Raw genomic sequence first — 5921 nt, 5'->3', positions numbered from 1 at the left:
TATACCGATAAGAGAAGATTTTACATATACCTTTTGTTCAATACTTGATGCTCTACTCATAACAATATCGCTTAATTGAATCATAGCCTTAACATCTCCTTCACTTTATTCTATAAAGTAAACATAATATTAAATTTAATAAAGAACTATTCGTCATAACTTAGATTAATATTTAAGACTAATTAACATAGCCAATCTGTACACACTGCAATTCTCCATTTCGCTTTTTCATATTTTCTACCTCCTAAATTATATAATAATATTTACTTCCTGGAATATTACTACTGTAAATAAATATATTCATTATTAATTATACTATAAATAATACAATTAATAATGAATATTATTTATAAAAAGTTGCTCAAATTTAAAAGTATTTAAAAAAAAGTTTATTACGTTGTATGTTTTTTATCGTTTAAACTTAATTTTTTTAGATGTAATATGGATGTTTTTGCTTATTCCCTCCCAAAACAACGAATAAAAACTATTTCACAAAGTACACTTTTTATAATAGTCCTTATTCGTTGTTTTATATCTAATAAGTACATCTTATTTACAAACATATGCATATTTATATTGCATTGATACATATTCTGTAATATAATTTAAAACATTGACGAAAAGACAAAGGTAATTTATGGTTTAATTAAAGATTAAACTAATCAAATTTATAAAGTAAGAACTCTAGAACGAAAGAACATTATTAATTAGTCAGAAATTGGACAAGCAAGCTTTTTCTCTTGAAGCTTTTGCTATTTAATATATTTAATCATAATATGTAGTATTTTAAAATAACTTCAAGGGGGTTAAAATATGAATAAATACTCTGCTAAACAAATAGTAAAGATATCTTTGTTTAGTGCTATATCCTTTATACTAATGTTTTTAAATACTAGTATACCTCTGTTTCCAATTTTTTTAAAAGTGGACATTAGTGAAATACCAGCAATTATTATGGTACTCACAGGAGGAGTGAATGAGGCAATATTTATTAGTTTAATAAAAGATCTTTTACATTTTACTGTCACTCAAACATCCGGAGTTGGAGAATTAATTAATTTTATATTATCCGCATCATTTATCCTAATAACTCATTATTTATATAACAAAACTAAGAAAATAAAAATAAGTTTATTGCTTTCTACAATTATAATTAGTATTTTTTCTGGATTTGTAAATTATTTTATTATGTTTCCATTATACAGTATTTTATTAGGTGTAACTAAGCAAATGGTTCTTCGTATAGTGGCTTCTTTTAATCCATTTGTAACTAATGTAACCCTATATCTCATCTTAATTATTATCCCGTTTAATTTAATTAAGTTTGGAATTGTTTCTATAATATCTTATAATCTACTAAATAAAATTAAAGGAGTATTAAAAAAATGAATAATTTTTCAATTTATAAAGAAATATTTAATGGTTCTAATGATAATTATACTAAAATGTCTAGTGAAGAAACGGATAAAACCCTTTCTGTATCAAAAATTAAATTTGAAAGCAAAGTACCAAATTTAGCAAAGATGTGTTATTTAATGGAGAGCGTAGTACTCAAGGCAAAAAGAGAAGGAACAATTTACGCTGGTTTTCAAAAAATATCTAGAGCTACCAAAATATGGGATAGATTCTTGAAAATGGCTGATAATGTAGATAAAATATACATTTTTGGAGAAAAAGATACTACACTACAGCCACATCCTCATATTCAATTCGTATATTTACCACCTAATCATAAACTAATAAGAGAGTGGTTTTTAGTGATGGATATAAAGTTTGGTAAAAATATGATGCTAGCCTATGATTTAGATGGTTTTGGACATTTGGAAATAGAAGAAGATAGAAACTTTAGGGGAGTAAAAACTTTTGATGTGAAACATATTGATGATACAATAAAATTATTAAAAACTATAATATAATATTTAGGAAACACAAAAAAAATTGGAACCTTTAGGATATGTAATGATAATTTTATATTATAGAATTCTTATATTATTTCTCCTTAAACCTAGCACGTAATTGCTAGGTTTTTTATTAATTCTTTTCATATAACTTATCATGTATATGGTATGTAGATTAACCCAAATGTGCTACAACTTCATAAAAATATATAATCCATATATATTTTTATGAAGTTTTTTATTAACTATTATTATAATATCTACCTAAAGATATTATGATTACTCAAAGGTATTAAATTACTCTTTGACACTAATATTTTTTAGATTTTAATGATATGGGGTTTAATATATTTAGATTATATTAGTATTGTGAATGTAACACAATAGTAATTGAGTTACATTCACATTGAGGCTATTGCCTGTTCCTTAAAAATTTAATTTTTAATGTAACATAACGTATTGACTTGTTACATTGAATGTATTATAACAGTCTTAATTATAATATTAAGGAGTTGTAGATCATGAAGCTAGTTCAACCAATTAGGGATAGAGAAAAACTTGAAGAAATGAAAATGGAATTATTGAAAACAGGATATAAAAACTACTTACTGTTTGTTGTTGGGATTAATACGGGTCTTCGTATTGGTGACATATTAGAACTTAAAGTTAAAGATTTAAAAGATAAAACACATATTAAAATAATAGAGCAAAAAACAAATAAAATTAAGAGGTTTTTAATAAATTCATCCTTAAAAATAGAGATAGATAAATATATTAAACTAATGTCCGATGAAGAATACTTATTTCAGAGTAGGAAAGGCGAAAATAAGCCTATTAGTAGAGTCCAGGCATATCGAATACTTAATAGTGCAGCTGAGCATGTTGGACTTCAGGAGGTAGGCACTCACACCTTAAGAAAGACCTTTGGCTACTGGCATTATAAGCAAAATAAAGATGTTGCATTACTTCAACAAATATTTAATCATTCGTCACCTAGTGTTACTTTAAGATATATTGGAATTAATGAGGATATAAAAGATAAGAGCATAGAGAATTTTTATCTATAGAGGGAATTATTTTTTTGTATACTTTATTTTGGGCTTGGTTTAATTATAATTTAAAGGGTTTTAAATTTTTTAATCGAATTAACTAAATTAATTAAACTAATTTAAAGGTAGGTATACAAGTATGTTATATGATGTTGAGACAATATCAGAATTAACTAAAATGAGCAAAGTTACAATATATAAGCAATTGAAATTAAAAGAAGTTAAAGTCTGCATAGTAAGAAAGCAAGGGAAATCATTTGTTGACGAGGTAGGTTTTAACTTAATTAAGAAAAGTCTAAATTTAAATGATGAGTTAAATAATGATGAAATAGCTACAGATAAGAGCTCTGATGTTATAGGGGATGAACCTTACAGTATAACGAATACAGAGGATTTAATTAAGTCTAAAAATGAATTAATTAATGCATTAACAGAACAAGTGTTATTTTTAAAACAACAACTTTGTGAAAAGGATATGCAAATAAATAAACTTCATGTTATTGTTGAAAATAGTCAAGTGTTATTGAAAGCAAAACCTCAACAGGATGTGCTACAACTAGAAGAACATTTTCAAGATCTTGATAATAAATTCATTGAAATAAAAGATAAGATGCAAAAGAAAGATCAAAATCATGGGTTATTCAAAAGAATTTTTAAAAAATAATATTATCTAATAAGCCTAACATTATAGGAATTTTTTAATAAATAAAAAAATGAATTGAAGTTTGCCATATTATGAGTTAAAATGTAAATAATATTAAATAAAGAAAAAAATAAAACATAAAAAAAGAACCAAAAAAATAAAATAAGTCCTCCAACTCCGATTTAATGTATTGCGTACAATAAATCGGCAGTATCCAAATATGTACACTACTACATACATGAATTTTGAAGAACTATATTAAATTGATTATATCAATTTAAATATGATTTATCAAGTCCTTATGTAAAAAATACATAGGGACTTTTTTCTTTTGTTTTTTTTAGAGAAAATGTGGCTTGTTGTTGGACTATAGCAGTACCAATGGCGATAAGATGGTTACACGTTTAAGAAGTAATAGGACAAGCTTTAAAAATATAAGTAGCTAGTAACAAGAATATTAGCAGTTGCCTTATGACTTAATAAGGAGCTTTGATGGGGTAAGCTGTTGTGATAACAGGAATTTCATGGGAGAGTCTCTCAAAGACTATAAAGATGTCGCCTTCAAAAGAGCAAGGTAACTTCTACGGAAGTAGCACAGGGTGAGTTCAGCCAACGTAAAAAGTGAACCTCTGCACATTATGACTAGTCCTTATCTCTAGTTGTGTAGGATAGAGCGTGGTGCCGACGAAAAGGGCAGGAGTGGAAGTTCTAGGATACTAATGGTATCGGGAACTATAAGCAGATTAGCAATAGGATGGAACTATATTGTAGAAAGCTTGTAGATGTGAAAACATATAACAGATAAGGTGCAGACGTGAAGCGACCGAGTGATATACGGTTTATACTAACAGTAGTTATTTTTTTATGAAGCTAGATGTATTTTATTGTCTAGTTTTATAAGGGAATAACTGCGTCTATTCTGCTCCCTTGTTCAATCGGTATATAGTATATTCTCCCTTAGTACAAGATAAAAGAAAAAAAGATTACAGACCAACTGGAGCAATGGAAGGGTAGCCCGTAGGGAAGGTTCCATTGTGGAAGACGGTAGTAGTTTTTATACTTTTATATAAACATATAAATATACTTCATCATTATGATATAATCGTATTAATGATGAGATGATAGCATTGGATGATGAACTAAAAAATATGATGGTTAAAGTATTAGAAGGTCATACAAGGCTTGAAAGTAAAGTAATTAGTATTGATGACAAACTAACTGGACTTGAAACGGAAGTAAGAAAGAATTCTATAAAAATTGAGACTATAGGTAAGCATATAAATATAATTGAAGAAGAAGTACAAACATCACATAATGAGGAGTGATTTAAATGGATGACGAAACACTTAGAAAAATTTTAAAAGAAGAATTGAGTCCTATCAAGAATGATGTGTCTAGCTTAAAAGAAGGTCAGCAGAGTCTTAAACAAGGAATTGAAGATATTAAGGCTATGATAGTTGAGGTAGAAGCTAAGAACGCTACTAGACACACTCAAATCGAAGGACACTTGAAGAACATCGATGAAACTATAGATGCTGTAAAGCAAATAATAGGTAGGCACGAGGTGGACATAACTGTGCTACAGCGTAGACCAGTTTAAATCAATTTTAAGACACCATTATATATAAAAGTATAATTACACTTATGATGATTTTAAATTTAATAGAGAGTTTATAAAGGGGTATCTAATATCATGGTATCCCTTATTTTATTTGTAAAAAAGTATTATTAATGTATTTAGGATAAAATAGAAAAAGAGGTTATAGTATGGCTAAAAAAGTAACTAAAAAATATTATGCAATTAAAGAGGGTATAGGTACAAAAGACAAGATAGTTGATACATGGGCAAAGTGTAAAAAATTAGTATTAGGCTATAATGCAGTTTATAAAAGTTTCACAAATGAGGAAGAAGCTAAGAATTATTTAAGTACGGTTAATTCTAAAAAAGTAAAAGAGCAAACTATATTTGGAATTGAAAAAAAGAAAAAAATTAAGTTGACGACAAAGTTAGTACAAGCTAGAATACCAAAAAAATTATATAGTGAATTAGAAAATAAATGTAGTGAATATGGGTGGGAAATTAACATAGCATTAATTAAATTAATAGAAGAATGGGTTGATATGGAGGACTAGTAGATCATGGTTTTATAAAATTATTTAGGTAATTTAAAATCAATCAAAAACTCATTATGTAATGGTTTTATTATTCATCCTTTAAGAATAAAAACCATTGTAAAAGGGAAAGTTTAGCAGTATAATAAGAGAATAAAACCAAACAGAGCGAGATTCGTATTTGTATAGCCATGCTATAAAATACACCTCGCTAGGGTG

At 27.0% G+C, this 5921-nt stretch carries 7 protein-coding genes; all 7 read left to right on the top strand.

Annotated elements, in window-relative coordinates; all coding sequences use genetic code 11:
- The first annotated feature begins 813 nt into the window (after nt 1-813).
- The 7 genes from Q0649_RS09375 (at nt 814) to Q0649_RS09345 (ending at nt 5723) form a co-directional block, all read left to right on the top strand.
- Nucleotides 814-1389, top strand: a complete 576-nt coding sequence (locus tag Q0649_RS09375; RefSeq protein WP_298840683.1) for an ECF transporter S component — start codon at nt 814-816, stop codon at nt 1387-1389.
- Nucleotides 1386-1916, top strand: a complete 531-nt coding sequence (locus Q0649_RS09370; RefSeq protein ID WP_298840680.1) for a DICT sensory domain-containing protein — start codon at nt 1386-1388, stop codon at nt 1914-1916. Before Q0649_RS09375 ends, Q0649_RS09370 begins: the two co-directional genes overlap by 4 nt.
- 503 nt (nt 1917-2419) lie before the next feature.
- Complete coding sequence (locus Q0649_RS09365; RefSeq protein ID WP_298840678.1) at nt 2420-2965, top strand: site-specific integrase; 546 nt, start codon at nt 2420-2422, stop codon at nt 2963-2965.
- 121 nt (nt 2966-3086) lie between these two features.
- Entirely contained in the window at nt 3087-3611 is a 525-nt protein-coding gene (locus Q0649_RS09360; RefSeq protein ID WP_298840675.1) for a hypothetical protein, read from the top strand.
- 1097 nt (nt 3612-4708) lie between these two features.
- Nucleotides 4709-4915 carry a hypothetical protein gene (locus tag Q0649_RS09355; protein WP_298840672.1) on the top strand — a complete coding sequence of 69 codons (207 nt, stop codon included), beginning with the start codon at nt 4709-4711 and terminating at the stop codon, nt 4913-4915.
- Nucleotides 4916-4920: 5 nt separating this feature from the next.
- A complete protein-coding gene (locus Q0649_RS09350; protein WP_298840669.1) occupies nt 4921-5190 on the top strand; it encodes a hypothetical protein in 270 nt (89 codons plus the stop codon).
- A 167-nt stretch (nt 5191-5357) separates the two neighbouring features.
- Nucleotides 5358-5723: an RNase H1/viroplasmin domain-containing protein gene (locus tag Q0649_RS09345; RefSeq protein WP_298840667.1), complete on the top strand. Its 366-nt coding sequence runs from the start codon at nt 5358-5360 to the stop codon at nt 5721-5723.
- Nucleotides 5724-5921 lie beyond the last annotated feature (198 nt).

The sequence above is a fragment of the uncultured Clostridium sp. genome (assembly GCF_937920395.1).
In the GTDB taxonomy this organism is placed as follows: Bacteria; Bacillota; Clostridia; order Clostridiales; family Clostridiaceae; genus Clostridium_AD.
This window is presented reverse-complemented; position numbering and strand designations above follow the sequence as displayed.

Bases quoted from the DNA above. Each gene is read 5' to 3' on its own strand.
- Q0649_RS09365 (WP_298840678.1), top strand. From the start codon at position 2,420: ATGAAGCTAGTTCAACCAATTAGGGATAGAGAAAAACTTGAAGAAATG.
- Q0649_RS09370 (WP_298840680.1), top strand. From the start codon at position 1,386: ATGAATAATTTTTCAATTTATAAAGAAATATTTAATGGTTCTAATGAT.
- Q0649_RS09345 (WP_298840667.1), top strand. From the start codon at position 5,358: ATGGCTAAAAAAGTAACTAAAAAATATTATGCAATTAAAGAGGGTATA.
- Q0649_RS09350 (WP_298840669.1), top strand. From the start codon at position 4,921: ATGGATGACGAAACACTTAGAAAAATTTTAAAAGAAGAATTGAGTCCT.
- Q0649_RS09355 (WP_298840672.1), top strand. From the start codon at position 4,709: ATGATAGCATTGGATGATGAACTAAAAAATATGATGGTTAAAGTATTA.
- Q0649_RS09360 (WP_298840675.1), top strand. From the start codon at position 3,087: ATGTTATATGATGTTGAGACAATATCAGAATTAACTAAAATGAGCAAA.
- Q0649_RS09375 (WP_298840683.1), top strand. From the start codon at position 814: ATGAATAAATACTCTGCTAAACAAATAGTAAAGATATCTTTGTTTAGT.